This is a genomic window from Pandoraea sputorum, from assembly GCF_000814845.2.
Taxonomy (GTDB): domain Bacteria; phylum Pseudomonadota; class Gammaproteobacteria; order Burkholderiales; family Burkholderiaceae; genus Pandoraea; species Pandoraea sputorum.
This window is the reverse complement of the sequence record NZ_CP010431.2, coordinates 4455032-4470979: the sequence shown is the minus strand read 5'-3', so window position 1 is coordinate 4470979 and position 15948 is coordinate 4455032. Positions and strand designations below refer to the sequence as shown.

Here is a 15948-nt window from a genome sequence, read left to right as displayed (position 1 = left end):
ACGTTTCCCATCCTGTCGCCTCGTTCCCTTTTTGCCAGAATGGACCCGCTTCGTTGTGACGGCCGACGCGAAGCACCGCGTGCGTCGCGCGGTCACCACGGTCTGCCAAACGAAGAGAAGAGGGGACAACATGACGATCAATGTCGTGGTCGCTGACGACCATCCGATTGTGCGATTTGGAATACGTCGTCTGCTCGAAGAGCGGGACATGATCCACATGGTCGGGGAGGCGGGGAATTCGTCGGAGCTGGTCAATCTGCTGGCCAAGGCGCCGTGCGACATCCTCGTTACCGACTTCTCCATGCCCGGGGGCAACTTCAAGGACGGACTCTTTCTCATCGGCTATGTGCGCCGCTACTTCCCCAACATCAAGATCATCGTCGTCACGATGCTGGAGAATCTCGCCATTCTGCGCGGCATGCTCAAGCTTGGCGTGCACTCGATTCTCTCGAAGCTCGATGAACAGAGTTCGATTGCAGACATCGTGTGTGTGGTGGCCGATGGCAGTCGTTACATTCCCGCTGGCCTGGCAACGCGCTTGCACGACTCCGCGATCGACGACCTCGAAATCGACGCGTCGAAGCTCTCGGGGCGCGAAGTCGAAGTGGTGCGCCTGTTCGTCTCCGGGCTGACCATCAGCGAGATCGCATTCCAGTTGAGTCGCAGCGTCAAGACCGTGAGCTCTCAGAAGACCAACGCTATGCGCAAGTTGGGATTGGATCGGGATGTCGATCTCTATCACTACGCGACGCGAACGGGCATTACCTGAAGCACAGGCAAGCCGGTCCGGCGCGCAGGATGACGAGTTCAAGCACGGGGACCGGCACGGGTTCAAGCGGGCAGACGAATCGCCCGCATATCACGCAGGATCAGCTCACCCGCGCGCAACATCTGTTTGAGCTGATGCACGACCTGCTTGATCTCCTGCACGTGCGCGTCGACAGCGTCGGGTTGCTGTTCCTGCGCGACGACCAGCGCATCAAGACGCTTCGTATAATCGCGCATCGCCTCGGTGGCGGCTTGTGTGTCCGTCGGCACGGATGCCGCCGGTGCGGCGACCGCTTGCGACAGCAGGTCGCTGATCGCGGCAACCACCTGCCCTAACTCCCCGCTCTTGTCTGCCGCGATCTGCCGCGGTAGCACATCCGACAGGCCCGTAATGTACGACGCCATCACGTGGTTTTGCACCAGCAAATCGTTCAGCTCTGCAACAGCGACCTGCTTGGACTTCGGTTCCAGCATCATCCGCTTGAAGGCGGCCCCGAAATTCCCGAAGGCAATATGCATGTCCTTGCGCGCCATGCGATAGGCGAAGTCGTCGCGTTTGCCGTCCAGCGCGGCGCTCGATTCGAGATAGGTGCGCGTGGACTGCACTGCATTGCGGATCAGCGGCCCCATCAACCGGTATTCCCAATACGGGAACAGATACGAACACACCAGCGCAATGGCCGATCCGATCAGTGTGTCGATGGCGCGCTCGCCGATCACCGAGAGAGAGCCTGGCAACAGGAAATGGAACAGCAGCAGCACGTACGACGACATAAAGACAACCGACAAGCCGTAGTTGAACAACGACAGGCTGTTGCCCATGACCATGCAGAAGAACATGAGCGCGAGCAGAACCCAGGCCTTGTGAACGAAGGAGAGAATCACCAGTACGCTCACACAGCCGATCAACGTGCCGGTCAGACGCTGCGCGTTCTTCTGCTTCGTCAGGCTGAACCCCGGCTTTAAAATCACGATGATCGTGAGCAGTACCCAGTAGCTGTGATCCTGCCCGGCGAGCAACGACCAGTTTTCGCAGATGAGCAGCCCGGCCGCGATGGCGATCGTCACCCGCAATGCGTGACGGAAACTCGGCGACGAAAAAGTCAGATTCTTCCAGAGGAGTTTCGGAGAAAAGCTCTGGCGCGAGGTAAAGCGTTGCAGGGCCTGGTCGATCTGCACTTCGGTCGCGTTGCCTGCGGTGCTCACGTCGGTGTTGCGGTGCATACGCTCGACGATACGCGTGGTGCTCCACACGCGGCGGAACGTGCTGGTGAGCGCCTGATAGGCCTCCGGGGATTTCTGTTGCAGCGACTGCTTGCGCATCAGTTCGATTTCGTACTCGATGGCACGAAATTCTGCGCGCCAGCTGCGTTGTGCCCGCGAGGGCTCGTTGGTCGCAATGGCATAGCCAATCGCGTCCACCTCGATGGCGATCTTGCGGATCATGTCGCGGAAGAACAGCAGCACGTCGTTGTTGGCGAACTCGCGGCGCAACATCGGATAGTCGGTATGCACCGACACCACCGTCTCATGCAGATCGACGATGTTGATGAACAGATTGAACAGCATGGTGCGGCGCGGTTCCAGCGCACCGATGCGCAGCCGGGGCAAGTTACGCAGAATGATCTCGCGCGCTGCCTGCTGCTTTTCCACCACATTGACCTGTGCAGCAATCAGACGGCGGTAGCAGTCGTCGATATCGGTCGACGTATCGTAGAAGGCCGCTTTGGCTTCCAGATACTCGGACGTGACGAAGAAGCACTCCGCCAGCGTTTGCTGCTCGATGCGAAACCACCAGATACGACAGACGAACAGACTGAAATAGGTGTACCAAAGCCCCCCGGCGAGCACGGCCCCGGCATCGAGCACCGCTTGATGACGTGTGAGGTCCGCTTCGACGTTGAGGACCATCATCATGAGACAGGCGAAGCTGACGAGCGACGCGCGCAGCCCATAGACCACGAGCATCGACAGGCCGAACGTCAGAATCAGCGAGGTGATCCAGAGTTGCCACGGCTGTGCGGCCGTCGCCATGCCAGTGATCAGGACCGTCAGCGCACCGAGGAGTGTGCAGCTCAGCAGTTCGGTGTGCTTGTGACGCAGCGGCCCGTTGATGTCGACCACGCTCGCGCAGAGCGCGCCGGAGGCGACCTCGATGCCGAGCAGGTGCTGATCCATCCCCCAGAACAGGACGAGCGCAGGCAGGATGACGCCGACCGCCTGCCGGGTGCCGCTGAAAAAGTAGTGGCTATAGAGAAACTTCTTGATATCGGTCTGGTAGTCCATGCGTCGGGTGCGAGGGTTCCGCGGCAAAGCTGGCCGCGCGATGGGGTGGGGCGCGGCGCAGTGAGAGTCTAGCCGATGCCCGGCGTGCCGCGAAGTGGGGATACCGCCGGTTACACGCGGGGCGCCGATGTGGGCCAGGCATGCGCGCCAGGCATGGTGTCGGGTCACCGCCCCCCTGCCGTTACCTATGACGGGGTGAGCTTTCGGATCTGTCCGATGGGCTTTGGCGCAGGGCATTTGTTATGCTTGCGAACAGTCTCGCTAAGCCGCCACGCCCGCATGCTCCATCTATTCTTCTCCAACCGGTTCACCACGCTCGAAGCCGCCCTGTTGCGCGACATCGCACAGGCCCCTGATGCGTCGCCGGGGGCAGGGAATCCCTTTGAGACGGAAACCATTGTTGTGCCCAGCGTGGCGGTGCGCCGCCGACTCGAGCTGGACTATGCGGACGTCTTCGGCGTTTGTGCAAACGTCCGCCTGACGTATCTGGCGCAATGGCTTTGGGACATGGCAGGCAAACTGCTCACCGTGCCGGAAAGTTCGCCGTTCGCGCCCGACCGGCTGGTCTGGCCGCTGTACCAGTGTCTCGCGCAGCCGTGGGGGGAGTCGTCGCCGCGGCTGGCGGGTTATCTGGCCGGGGCAGACGACGTCATGCGATTCGAGTTGGCCGATCGACTGGCCCACATCTACGATCAATACCTGACTTACCGGCCGGACTGGCTGGAGCGGTGGCAATCCGGTGAATTCATTTCGCCGGGGGCGTCGACGACCTGGGGCGAAGTCCAGCGTGCCGACGAGGCTTGGCAAAGCGCCTTGTGGCGGCAGGTACTGGCGCATCTGGAGATTCGCGAGCGCCACCCGACGCTGCGGGCCATCGACCGAATCGAACAGCTCACTCCGGAGACGGTTCCGGTCGGCTGGCCGTCCCGGGTTTGCGTGTTCGCGCTGTCGTCGATGCCGCCACTTTCGATGGCGTTGCTCAAGGCCATGTCTCGCCTGATCGACGTGCATCTTTATGTCCTCAATCCCTGCGAGAGCTACTGGTTCGACATCGTGCCGCCGTCGCGGCTGTCGTATCTGACCCAACGCGACGGCAAGGCACACCGCGAGGTGGGGCACCCCTTACTGGCGGAATGGGGACGGCAGACGCAGTCGCACATCGATGCGCTGTACGCGGACCTTGCGCCGCAAGCGGTGGAAGACCGGGCGCTGTTTCAGCCGAATCCGGAGCCCACACTGCTGGCCGCCTTGCAGAACGGCATTCTTTCCCTGGACGATGGTCGTCATGGCGCACCCGACGGCGTCGCGGCCGATGGCTCGGTGCAGGTGCACGTCTGCCATAGCCTTGCGCGTCAGATCGAGGTGCTGCACGACCGCCTGCTGGCGTGCTTCGACGAAATTCCCGATCTGCGTCCGGACGATGTGCTGATTACCGTGCCGGACCTTGGTCGTGCGGCACCGCTCATCGATGCAGTGTTCGGCACCGCAACGCCTCGTATTCCTTATCTGGTAACCGGCTTGCCGCCGACGCGGACCAACCCTGTCGCACGTGCCTTCGCGTCGATTCTTGCATTGCCGCAGCAGCGGGTGGCGGCGTCGAGCCTTGTCGAACTCGCGCGTACAGAGGCGGTAGCCCAGCGTTACGACCTGGGCGGCAATGTGCTCGACGCCATTCAGAACTGGTTGCACAGTGCTGGCGCACGCCGGGGCTGGCGCGGAGACGCCTTGCTGCGGCTTGACGGCACTGGACAGAAGTCAAGCGATCGCACGATGACCCGCGCCGGTGCGGACATACCGCCTGCGTTGGAGCGCCACACGCTGGGCGACGCCATGATGCGCCTGTTCCTCGGCTACGCCTTGCCGGACGACGCCATGCCGGTCGACGACTGGTTGCCTGTCGGCGGGATCGAAGGCGGCAGGGCCGAGTTGCTGGGGCAACTGGCGCGGCTGATCGACGATCTCGATATGACGGCGGTGTCACTCCAGACTGAGCGTACTGGCCTCGCGTGGCGCGATCAGTTGCTGGCAATGCTGGAACTGTTCTTCTCGGATGAGCCGCGTTTCGCCGATGACGTCGCCGAAGTGCGTATGGCCATTGAACAGATCGGTACGGCCATTGCCGACGGCGCGCCTGAGGTGCGCGTGCCGGTGGAAGTGGTGGCGCGCGTGCTGGCCGACGCGCTCGACGATCCGACGCGCGGTGGGGTGCCGTCGGGACGCGTGACGTTTGCCGCGATTCCAAGCTTGCGTCTGTTGCCGTACCGCGTGGTCTGCATGATCGGCATGGACGATGGCGTGTTGCCCGGGCGCGTGCGCGCCGACGAGTTCGATCTCATGCGTGCGCTGCCACAACGTGGCGACCGTCAGCGTCGCGATGACGAGCGCAATCTGTTCCTCGATCTGATGCTGAGTGCGCAGGACCGCTTTCTCATCACCTATACGGGGCGAAGCGTTCGCGATAACGCGCCGTTGCCGCCGTCTACGGTCGTGGACGAATTGCTGGACTTCACGGGGCAATTGCTCGCGCCGGCATCGCAGGGATTCGACCTCGATGAGCAACGCAAAGCCCGTGAGACGCTTGTCGTACTGCATCCGCTTCAACCGTTCTCGCCCGCGTACTTTGACGGGCGTAAGCCGTCGCTGTACAGCTATGACGTTGCTAACGGCGAGGCGGCTCAGCAACTGGTTGGCCAATTGGCATCGCCTGCACCGGACGCAGCCGAATTGCCGTTCGTCCATGAGCCATTGCCCGCCATTGCGCAGACGCATCTGACGCTGGACGACTTGCTACGCTTCTGGCGTCACCCGGGGCGGGCGTGGGCACGCGACCGGCTGGGCTTGTCGCTCGGTGACATGCTCACCGAAGTCGAAGACGAAGAGCCGTTCGTACTCGACTGGTCGGGGCGCGACGCGCTCGCCGCGCGGTTGCTGCCGCGACTGTTGCGCGATGACGGTCGGGATCCTCAGGCTCAGGCGGCGGCGATCGAGCGCATTGCGAACGTCAGTCATGAGCTGCCAGGAGGTGCGACGGGTGCGGTATGGCGTCGACGTGAACTCGGTGGACTGCGCGCACTGGCCACGCAAGTGAGACAAGCGCAGGCAGATGGCACACAGGAATTGCTGGTGACCTTGCCGCTCAAGCCCGCGCTCCCACCGTCGTGGACGGGATCGACGGATGCGATCTGGCACGGCGATGCGACGCTGTGCGCAGACTGCTTGCTGCAAGGGCGTCTGGCGCCGGTTTCGCGCCACGGACTCGTCATGTATCGCTATGGCAGCATGCGTCCGAGCGATCTGCTTGCGGCCTGGCTCGCCCACCTCGCGCTATGTGCACATTTGCAGCAACCGGAACATGCGGGGCTTGAGGTCGCGCCACGAACACTCTGGTATGGAGAGGACGAGACATTTGCGCTGCGTCCCGTGGACGATGCGGCGGCACTGCTCGCGCAATGGGTGGCGTTGTATCGCCTGGGGCAGACCCGGCCGTTACCGTTCTTTGTGCGGAGCGCATGGAAGCTGGCGAGCACTGGGAAAATGACAGATACCGAAAGCGCATGGTCCGGCTCTGCATTCGCTCGCGGCGATGCCGATGATCCCTATACCAAGCTGATCTGGCGGGGTGTGGAAGACCCGCTGGCGTCGCCGTTCGACTTGTTGGCGAACACGATGTTCGGACCGATGGTGCAACACCTTGAAATCGTGGAGGGCGCATGACGCAGCTCATCGACCTCGATGTTTTCGGTTGCGATCTCGATGGCGTCTGCTTGATCGAGGCCTCGGCTGGTACGGGCAAGACGTGGAACATCTGCGCGCTCTATGTACGGTTGTTGCTTGAGAAGCAACTGACCGTCGAGCAGATTCTTGTCGTGACGTTCACGAATGCCGCGACGGCAGAATTGCGTGAGCGGATTCGTGGACGACTCGCCGGACTGGTCGCAGCGATGGCCCCGGTCTTCGATGAGGACGACGGCGAAGGGGGCGATGATGACGGAGACGACTTCCCCGACTTCGACCCGGACGCCAGCGACGATCCCCTGTTCAACGTGATGATCGCCGGGCTGATCGAGCGCGCAGAGATGTCGCCGAAGGCCATTCGCGAATGCCTCCAGCGCGCGTTACGCGGTTTCGATCAGGCGTCGATTCACACCATCCACGGCTTTTGCCAGCGGGCACTCGCCGAAGTGCCGTTTGCTGCCGGGCTACCATTCGCTTATGAGCTGGTGCCGGACGATAACGGCGTGCGTCACGATCTGGCGGTGGAGTTCTGGCGTCGCGTTGTTGAACCGATGGCGGCGCAGGATGACAGCTTCGCCGCATGGCTGGTGGACCGCAAGCGTTCACCGGGCACGCTCACGGATCAATTGGCGCGCCGTCTGAAGAAGCCGATGTCCGAGTTGCGTTGGCCGGATGCCGTGCAAAGCGATGTGCAGGCGTCGCCGGACTCGGCGTTGCTAGCGACATATTTGGCGGCATGCGATTGCTGGGAAGCCGAGGCATCGGTGATTGCCGACCTGATGCGCGCAGTACTGCCTTCCTACAAGAAGAATATCTACAACGAGACGTCTCTCCCGCAGGCTGTCTCGGCGTGGCAGCGATATCTTGGCGCACGCGATGCCGGAGCATTGCTGGGGCCGAAGGCAGAGTTGCTGACGACGACGCGGCTCGCCAAGGACATCAAGAAGGGGGAGACACCCCCGGACCACCGCTTCTTCGAGATGGCGGACGTACTCGTTCGTGCGCGCGCCGATGCTGACGAGCGCTATGCGATGCAGTGGCTGCGAATCCTGCGTGAGTGGTTGATCCAGGCGCCGGAACAGCTGGCGCTGCGCAAACGCGAACTGCGCGTGGTGTCGTTCGACGACTTGCTTGGAAATATTGCGCGCGCGCTGCATCAACATCCCGATCTGGCGGACGCGTTGCGCGAGCGCTATCCGTGCGCACTGATCGACGAATTCCAGGATACCGATCCGCTGCAATTCGCCATTTTTAGTGCCGTGTACGGACATCGGTCTGCGGCGTCGGAGGACGCTTCGGAGGGCCCCTCGGACGAAGCAACGGAACAAATGCTGGCGGCGAGCGGGCGCGGTCCGATGTTCATGGTTGGTGATCCCAAGCAGGCCATCTACAGTTTCCGTGCGGCGGATCTGCACACTTATCTGGCCGCGCGCGCGAACGCCGACGCGGCGTACACGCTTGCTGTCAATCAGCGCTCGACGCCAGCCATCATCGACGCGGGCAACCGCTTGTTCGGTGCCAACGATCGCGCGTTCGTGCTGAACGGGCTGGAGTACCCGCCGGTGCGTCCGGGCACACGTCGGCGTCCTCCGCTGTCGGACGTTCGGGACGTGGCTGACTTTACCGTCTGGTGGCTGCCCGACGCCGACGAACCGTTGCCCAAGGACGAGGCCCAACAAGCGTGCGCCCGCGCAACGGCGGCCGAAGTGGCGCGCTTGCTGGCAGGGGCGTCGCGCGGCGAAGTCCTTGTCGGCGACGAGCCGCTCGCACCTGGCGATATTGCCGTGATCGTGCAGACGCACCGTCAGGGCGCGCTGATGAAGTCGATGCTCGCCGAGCATTCGGTAGGGAGCGTGGAGCTGACGCAAGACTCGGTATTTGCGAGCGAAGAGGCGGAAACCTTGCTGCGTGTGCTTCGCGCGGTGGAGGCGCCGGGTGACGTTCGAGCCCTTCGCGCCGCGCTCGCGACAGAGTTGTTCGGACTCGATGCCACGGCGCTATATCGCATGCAGACAAGCGATGCCTCGGATGCGGAGGCGATCGCGTGGATCGAGCGCCTGCAACGGTATCGTCAGTTGTGGACGGATCGCGGGTTCTCGGCGATGTGGCGCACGCTTATGCGCGAGCTTGGACTTGCGGCACGGTTGGTTGCGCAGTCCGGTGGAGAGCGTCGTCTGACGAACTTCATGCATCTGGCCGAGCTTGCACAAGCGCGATGGGCAGAACAGCCGGGCATGCCTGCGCTGCTGCGCTGGCTGGCGTCGCAGCGCAATGCGAGCGGCGGCGAGGAGGCGCAACTGCGCCTGGAGTCGGATCAGAATCTGGTCCAGATCGTGACCGTTCACAAATCGAAGGGCCTTGAGTACGGCGTGGTGTTCTGCCCGTTTCTTTGGGACGGATCCGTGCGCGACGGCGGCGGTCTCGAAGGTCTGGAGTACCACGACGGTGCGACGGCCGTCATCGACTTTACCGACGCGGCTGGCAAGGGCTCGCCTGCTGTTGCCGCGTTGCGGCAGGAACAATCGGCGGAGCAGGTGCGCCTGCTTTACGTCGCGCTGACGCGCGCGGTGTACCGTTGCTATCTCGCGGCGGGCATCTATTCGTCGCGTCGTAGTGTGAAGGAGGCGTGCGGCGGCATGCTCAACTGGCTAGCGGCCGGGCAAGGGACGACATTCGACGTTTGGATTGCTTCGACCATCGATGCCGATGAGCGCGTCGAGTCCATTCGCTCGGCGTGGAGGGCGCTCGTTGGCGGACCGCTCGACGTCGTGCCGTTGCCCGTGGGCGATGCGCTCGACGGCGACACGCGCGTCTTGCATGATGCGGCACCGGAACTGACCACGCGCGTGAGTACGCGAGCCTTGCGCGAAGCATGGCGCATCGGCAGCTTCTCCGGGTTGCTTGCAGGCATGCACACCGGACCGCAACTCGGCGGCGGGCAGTTGAGTGCACCGGAACGCACGCGTCCCGATTACGACGCGCAAGCCAATGCGGGACCGACGTTTGCGCTGCCGCCGCAAGGCGACGACACCTGGCCGCCTGCCGACGACATTCTTCGCTTTCCGCGTGGCCCGGCCGCGGGGGAGAGCTTGCACCGAGTATTCGAGCTGGCCGACTTCCAGTCGCGTGCACAGTGGTCGCATGCCGTGTCGCGGGCGCTGCGCGAGCGTCCACCGGGACGCGGAGCGGAGCAAAACGACGCATGGCGCGCCATGATGACGAACATGTTGAGCGACACGCTCGCCACGCCGTTGCGCCCAGGCATGCAACTGGCGGATGTCTCGCTGGCTGAGCGTCTTACCGAGATGGAGTTCACGTACCCGGCGGATGCGGTGTCGCTCGACGCGCTGCGCGGCCTGTTGCGCCAATTCGGATATCCCGATTTGCCGCTGGATGCGACGGTCCTGCGGGGCTATCTCAAAGGCTTCATCGATCTTGTGTTCCGACACAGCGGCCAGTGGTGGATTCTCGACTGGAAGTCGAACTACCTTGGGACCGCCCCCGAGAATTACGGTGGCGACGGCTTGCGCGAGGCCATGGCCGAACACGGATATCACCTCCAGTACTTGCTTTACACGCTGGCGCTGCATCGCTATTTGCGGCGTCGCTTACCCGATTACGATTACGACCGCGATATGGGTGGCAGCCTCTATTTGTTTGTGCGAGGCGTGCGCCCGGATTGGGCCAGCGCGCATCTTGCCGGGGATGAAGTTCCGGGGGTTTTCTTCGACAAGCCTTCGCGCGAAATGGTCGACGCGCTCGATGGACTGTTCGCCGCAGGTGAAAACGCGGCACTGGCTCAGGCGCTCTCGCTGGACACGAGTAGTGCTTCGGTCGGGGCACGCGAGGAGGGCGCATGAGCGACAGACGCCATATGGGCGATGCGTCCGGTGCACCACTGGCGGACAGCGGCGTGGTGCGACTTGCGCAAGGTTTCGCGCGTCGCATGGGATTGCTCGCGCGAGGCAACGGTGCGGATGAGGTCACTTGCCGCTACGTTCGACGGGCGGCGCTCGAAGTGAGCCTGGCCACGTCGGAAGGTCACGTTTGCGTGCCGCTCGACAACCTGCTCGACGCACAGGCCAGCGGCGAGCTGTTTCCCGGTGACGCGCCTGCGTTGTCGGTCTGGCGAGAGGCGCTCTTCGCAAGCGGCTTGTGTGCACCGGCGAGCCTCGCGCACGTACTCGCGGGCGATGGACAGGCAGGCGCCTACCCGCTCTTGCTAGACGATCAGGACCGTCTGTATCTGGCTCGCTACTATCACTATGAAGCGCGCCTTGCCCTCGCGCTTGGGCGAAAACTGACCCTGAGCGGCACGGCAATGTCGGCATCGACTGCACCGACTTCTGCGATCACGGAGGACGACCGTAAGCGCTTGCAACGCTACTTCCGCGATGGCGTGCTGCTCTCGCCCGAAGGCCAGCGCGAGCCTAACTGGCAGATGGCGGCGGCGGCGCTCGCATTGCAACGCTCGCTGGTCGTGCTCAGCGGCGGCCCGGGGACGGGGAAGACGACCACGGTCGTCGGTCTGATCGCGTGTCTGCTGGAGCGCGATGCCAACCTGCGCGTTGCGCTGGCGGCACCCACCGGCAAAGCGGCACAGCGTATGCAGGAGGCCCTGACGGCACGTCAGGACTTGCCGGAAGCCGTGCGACTCGCGCTCCCCGAAGCGGCGGTGACGTTGCATCGACTGCTCGGTGTATTGCCGGAATCGGCGGAGCAGGTCGGGCGACGCTTTCGTCATCACGCAGGCAACCCGCTGCCCTATGACCTGATCGTGGTGGACGAAGCGTCCATGATCGATTTGTCGATGGCGACGCAATTGCTTGAAGCGGTGCCGGAGGGCGCGCGTCTGGTATTGCTGGGCGACAAGGACCAGTTGGCGGCCGTCGAGGCGGGGGCGGTGTTCGGCGAACTGAGCGCCCAACGGGTGTTTTCGCCATCGATGCGCATGCAATTGCTGTCGGCACTCGGCTGGCCGTCAAGCGACTTACCTACCTCGGGCCCGCTGGCCGTGAGCAGCGCCAGCGTGTCGAAAGCGAGTGCTGCGCAGACGACGCAGGCTCGAGCGTCACGTGGCCTGGAGGACGCCGTCGTCTGGCTGGAACGCACCTATCGCTTTGGCGCGAACTCGGCGATTGGCCGTCTGGCCACGGCCATCAAGACAGGAAAGGTCATCGATGCGCGCAAGGAGTTCACTGTTGCCGAGAGCGAGTCCGGCCGCATGACTACCAGAGGTGAGGCGGGCAGCGCATCTTCCGAAGCCAACCCCGTGGACCGCGTGCTGTTAAGCGAAGATGGCGGAATCCAGTTGTCGCCAGCCACCCTAAACGCGCTGGCCGACGGTTACGGCGAATACCTCGATGCGCTCGCTCAGGCTTTTACGACGATAGAACAGTTAGGCGATCCCGCTGCGGCCACGACGGCAGACATTGCGATGGTCGCTCAGCCTGTCTTTGCTGCTTTTGGCAAGTTCCGCGTGCTGTGCGCGACGCGGGGCGGGCGACGAGGCGTCGAGTTTCTGGGCGCACAACTGACGGCGCTGCTGGCGCGTCGTGCCGGTGTGGCGTTGGGCGCGGGGGGCGGCGCATGGTTTGCGGGGCGTCCGGTGCTTGTGACGCAGAACGAATACGCGCTGAACCTCTTCAATGGCGATATCGGCATTGCGTTGCCGCTGGGGCCATCCGGCACGTTGCGTGTGACGTTTGCTACGCCGGACGGCGGCTATCGCCTCTATTCGCCTGCGAGCTTGCCCGCGCACGAAACGGCGTTCGCGATGACGATTCACAAGTCGCAGGGATCGGAATTCGAGCGTGTGGCAATAGTGCTACCCGAGCAGGCGAGCCGGGTGCTATCGCGAGAACTGATCTATACGGGGGTTACGCGTGCGCGCCGGGAGGCGTGGCTATATGCGCCGTGGCCGGTGATCGCCTCGGCCATCGCGCGCCCGACGCAGCGCGATGGCGGTCTGACCGACCGTCTGAAGGAGGTGCTGACTACGATGTCCGATCTGCCGACGAATTCGCGTTCAGCTTTGCCGCTGCAATAGCGGCTTCGGCAACAGCGCCGATGCGAGTGACAAGCAACTGGTCGATCTTGTAGTTGTCGATGTCGACCACTTCGAACTTGTAGCCCGCCGCTTCGGTGGCTTCCGACTTCTTCGGAATACGCTTGAGCTGATAGATCATGAATCCGGCGATGGTCTCGAACTCACCCTCACCGGGGAGTTCGTCGATGTCGAGCGCCTTTTTCACGTCCTCGACCGACGTGACGCCGTCAACGAGCCACGAGTGCTCGTCACGCTGCACGATCTGGTCTTCGTCGGCCGGGTGGACGACATCGCCCATGAGGGCGCCAACGATGTCGTTAAGCGTCACTACACCGACCACCAGACCGTACTCGTTGATGATGACGGCGAAGCCTTCGCGGGTTTCCTTGAAGCGTGCCAGCGCTTCGGACAGGTTGAGCGTGTCCGGAATCACCAGCAGTTTCTTCGCGTAGAGACGATCCAGATTGCGGATCACGCTGGAAAGATCCTCGCTTGCAATGCGCTGAAGCAGGTCTTTCGAGTCGACGTAACCGAGCACGTTGTCGATTTCGTCGCGGCACACGAGATACTTCGAATGCGGACTTTCCGTGATTTTCTGACGGATGCTGCGTTCGTCTTCGGCGATGGTGAAGTACACCACGTCGTCGCGGAAGGTCATGACCGAGCCAACGGTGCGCGACTCCAGTTCGAACACGTTCTCGATCAGATGCAGTTCCTGCTTGCGTAGCACACCGGCCTGCGCGCCGGCACCGACCATCGCAGCAATGTCCTCCGACGTGATGTTGTCGATCGCATGGGTGGGCAGCTTGAACATGCGCAGAAACAGGTTCGCTACGCCGTTGAAGATGTAGACCAAAGGACGCAGGATTTTCAGGCAAAGCAGCATCGGATCGATGATGGCCATCGCGACGCGCTCCGGATTGACCATGGCGAGACGCTTCGGAATCAGATCGGCGAACTGGATAAAGGCGATCGTGATGAACAGGAACGATCCGATACCGGCCAGTCGCAGCGCGAGCGCCTCGTCGGTGAATGGCGAGAGCCAATCGAAGATGTAGCCGGTGAGGAAGCTCTCGCCGAGCACGCCGCCGAGCACGGCGACGGCATTCACGCCGATCTGCACGACAGTGAAGAAGTTGCCCGGCTGCTCCTTGAGCGCGAGCACTTTGACCGCCTGTTCGTCGCCCTTTTCCATGAGCACCTGGAGTTTGGTGCGCTTGGCCGCAGTGAGCGAGATTTCGGCAGCGGAAAAGAAGGCGCTTGCCAGCACCAGCAAAAGAATACTGAAAAGAAAACCGTAACCACTCATATTGTTGTCCCTGTAAGTGCGAGTGCGGATACATAGCCGCGACGCAGGCCGGACCGGTTCGCACGGGAGTGGGTCCGGGAGCAGGGAGACATTTCAAAACAAGGCCGGCGGGCCATCATTTTGAGATGCCTTCGGGCTGGAGCGCAGGAGCAGCGTACCCGCAGGGCGGGCCGCGTCAGCCGCGTCGGCTGTACCGCTGTCCGATAGCATGCCATAAGTTCGGGGCACTCCGACAGCGCGATCCCCGCGTACCCGATGCATACCGGACGCATTCAGGCGGCCCGGCTGTCCACTCCGAGGCGGTCGCTTGCACGAGCTGCGAGAGTCCGCGTGCAGAATCGAAAATTACCGAACGACCGTTCGGGCATCGTGGACGCCGTCTTGACGACACCCCATGGCGACATCCGAGCTTTGTCGGGAGGCTGTGGGGCACGGCGCAGGCGACGTCGAGACTGTGGTGCACACCACGCTTCTCCCTTTTCCCTTATGTGAGGACTTATCGATGATGTTCGGTATGCAGTTCGCGAATCACGCACCCGTCACGGGCGACCTTGCCGCAATACCCGTCACACTTCATCCCGTCGGACGCAATCATCCCGTAGACATGCCGCTCATGCGCATCGCAAACGTACGAAGCGCTCTCCCGGCCCCTCCCCGGACCCCGCGTGATTCACCGGCAAGCGTTGTAGCGCAATCGTCGGGGCACGCCAATCGCGATCAGGGGCGTATTCGCTTCGAGGCCGATTTCGCGAGCGTATCGTCGCAAGAGGATCGATCCGATGAAGCCTGGGGCGGCGCGCTCCGGGCTGGATTCGTGGGCGTCGACGATGGGGATGTTTTCGAAGCACCCATGACCGGCGAATCGTTGGCGTCCTTACTTGCGCCGCGTGTCGCGCAACCTGTCCTCCCACCGGCAGCGCTGGCAACGCTGCATATCTGCGCCAGTTCGCGTCAGGTGAGCACCCATGTTGCCTCGCTGGACGGGCGCAATCACCCGGTTGTCATGCCGGATGGACGCAGCGAGCGCGCGCAAGTCTGTCGCGATATCGTCAACGGTTCGTTGCTCGGCACGGACGGTCGCAACGGTACGGTACCGTTCGAGCCGACGCGTGCCGACGTGACTAAGACGGTGGCGGACACGGCGCGTCGATGGACCGGCAAGCCCGCACTGGCAGGCAAGAAGGAGTGGTCGACGGCATGTCTCGTGCGCGAGACGCCGGACAAATTCATCGGCAAGCTGAACGCGCGCCTGCACGCCGGCGCGCGTCCCATGCCTGCGAGCGAAAGCACTGAGTGGATGCTTCGTGTGGGCTTTGCCGCCGGTTTGCCGATGCATCAGGCGATCGTGCGCGGCGATCTGCCCGCGTCCATCGGATTGGGGACGGACGAATGGGCGAAGCTCGCGCTCGGCGTCGAACAACTGGGCGAGCGCCACTGGGAGATGCGTCACACCGAAGTGATGGATGCCGCAGCCATGCCCGCGACCAACACGGAAGCGTTCACGGCGCTCGCAACGTCGATGTCTTCGGTGGCCAAGCACATCGCCACAGAGCGGTTGCGCAACTATCTGACGCAGCGTGGCGTGCCCACGGCGCCGGCCGCCATCTCCAGCGAGTCGCCTTCCGTCGCATAACGACGGTGTCAAACCTGTCGACAATGCCGTCAGCCTGACTTGGGCAACAGCAGTCGAGACGCCAGCGCAACAAAAAACGCGCCCGGTTTTACCCGGGCGCGTTCTGCTTGCTAAGCGACGATTTGCCGTACACGACAGCGGCGTTGATGCTGCCATCGTGCACGCGCT

General features: G+C 63.0%; 7 protein-coding genes. 5 read left to right on the top strand and 2 right to left on the bottom strand.

All coding sequences use genetic code 11. The annotated features are described in order from the left end of the window. Positions 1–130: 130 nt before the first annotated feature. Complete coding sequence (locus NA29_RS19630) at positions 131–769, top strand: response regulator (protein ID WP_039400742.1); 639 nt, start codon at positions 131–133, stop codon at positions 767–769. Positions 770–831: 62 nt separating this feature from the next. On the opposite strand, the gene NA29_RS19625 is transcribed toward NA29_RS19630, so the two are convergent. After that, positions 832–3054 (bottom strand): FUSC family protein, encoded by a 2223-nt coding sequence (locus NA29_RS19625; RefSeq protein ID WP_039400739.1) that lies wholly within the window; start codon positions 3052–3054, stop codon positions 832–834. Between the two features lie 279 nt (positions 3055–3333). Between NA29_RS19625 and recC the strand changes: the two genes are divergently transcribed. From recC to recD, 3 genes are read left to right on the top strand one after another with little or no spacing between them, the layout of a single operon-like run. Continuing rightward, positions 3334–6768 carry an exodeoxyribonuclease V subunit gamma gene (gene recC / locus NA29_RS19620; RefSeq protein WP_039400736.1) on the top strand — a complete coding sequence of 1145 codons (3435 nt, stop codon included), beginning with the start codon at positions 3334–3336 and terminating at the stop codon, positions 6766–6768. After that, positions 6765–10649, top strand: a complete 3885-nt coding sequence (gene recB / locus NA29_RS19615; protein ID WP_072633334.1) for an exodeoxyribonuclease V subunit beta — start codon at positions 6765–6767, stop codon at positions 10647–10649. Before recC ends, recB begins: the two co-directional genes overlap by 4 nt. After that, the gene (recD, locus tag NA29_RS19610) at positions 10646–12838 is read left to right on the top strand and encodes an exodeoxyribonuclease V subunit alpha (protein WP_224786962.1); all 2193 of its coding nucleotides are present in this window, start codon (positions 10646–10648) and stop codon (positions 12836–12838) included. Before recB ends, recD begins: the two co-directional genes overlap by 4 nt. Here recD and paeA read toward each other — a convergent pair. Continuing rightward, on the bottom strand, positions 12786–14147 hold the full coding sequence (gene paeA, locus NA29_RS19605; RefSeq protein WP_052253076.1) for a polyamine export protein PaeA: 1362 nt from the start codon (positions 14145–14147) through the stop codon (positions 12786–12788). The genes recD and paeA overlap by 53 nt on opposite strands. Before the next feature lie 850 nt (positions 14148–14997). Here paeA and NA29_RS19600 point away from each other — a divergent pair. Continuing rightward, the gene (locus tag NA29_RS19600) at positions 14998–15780 is read left to right on the top strand and encodes a hypothetical protein (RefSeq protein WP_150662375.1); all 783 of its coding nucleotides are present in this window, start codon (positions 14998–15000) and stop codon (positions 15778–15780) included. Positions 15781–15948: the final 168 nt, after the last annotated feature.

Excerpts from the sequence above, each read along its gene's own strand:
- NA29_RS19625 (WP_039400739.1), bottom strand. The coding sequence starts at position 3,054 with ATGGACTACCAGACCGATATCAAGAAGTTTCTCTATAGCCACTACTTT.
- NA29_RS19630 (WP_039400742.1), top strand. The coding sequence starts at position 131 with ATGACGATCAATGTCGTGGTCGCTGACGACCATCCGATTGTGCGATTT.
- recC (WP_039400736.1), top strand. The coding sequence starts at position 3,334 with ATGCTCCATCTATTCTTCTCCAACCGGTTCACCACGCTCGAAGCCGCC.
- paeA (WP_052253076.1), bottom strand. The coding sequence starts at position 14,147 with ATGAGTGGTTACGGTTTTCTTTTCAGTATTCTTTTGCTGGTGCTGGCA.
- NA29_RS19600 (WP_150662375.1), top strand. The coding sequence starts at position 14,998 with ATGACCGGCGAATCGTTGGCGTCCTTACTTGCGCCGCGTGTCGCGCAA.
- recD (WP_224786962.1), top strand. The coding sequence starts at position 10,646 with ATGAGCGACAGACGCCATATGGGCGATGCGTCCGGTGCACCACTGGCG.
- recB (WP_072633334.1), top strand. The coding sequence starts at position 6,765 with ATGACGCAGCTCATCGACCTCGATGTTTTCGGTTGCGATCTCGATGGC.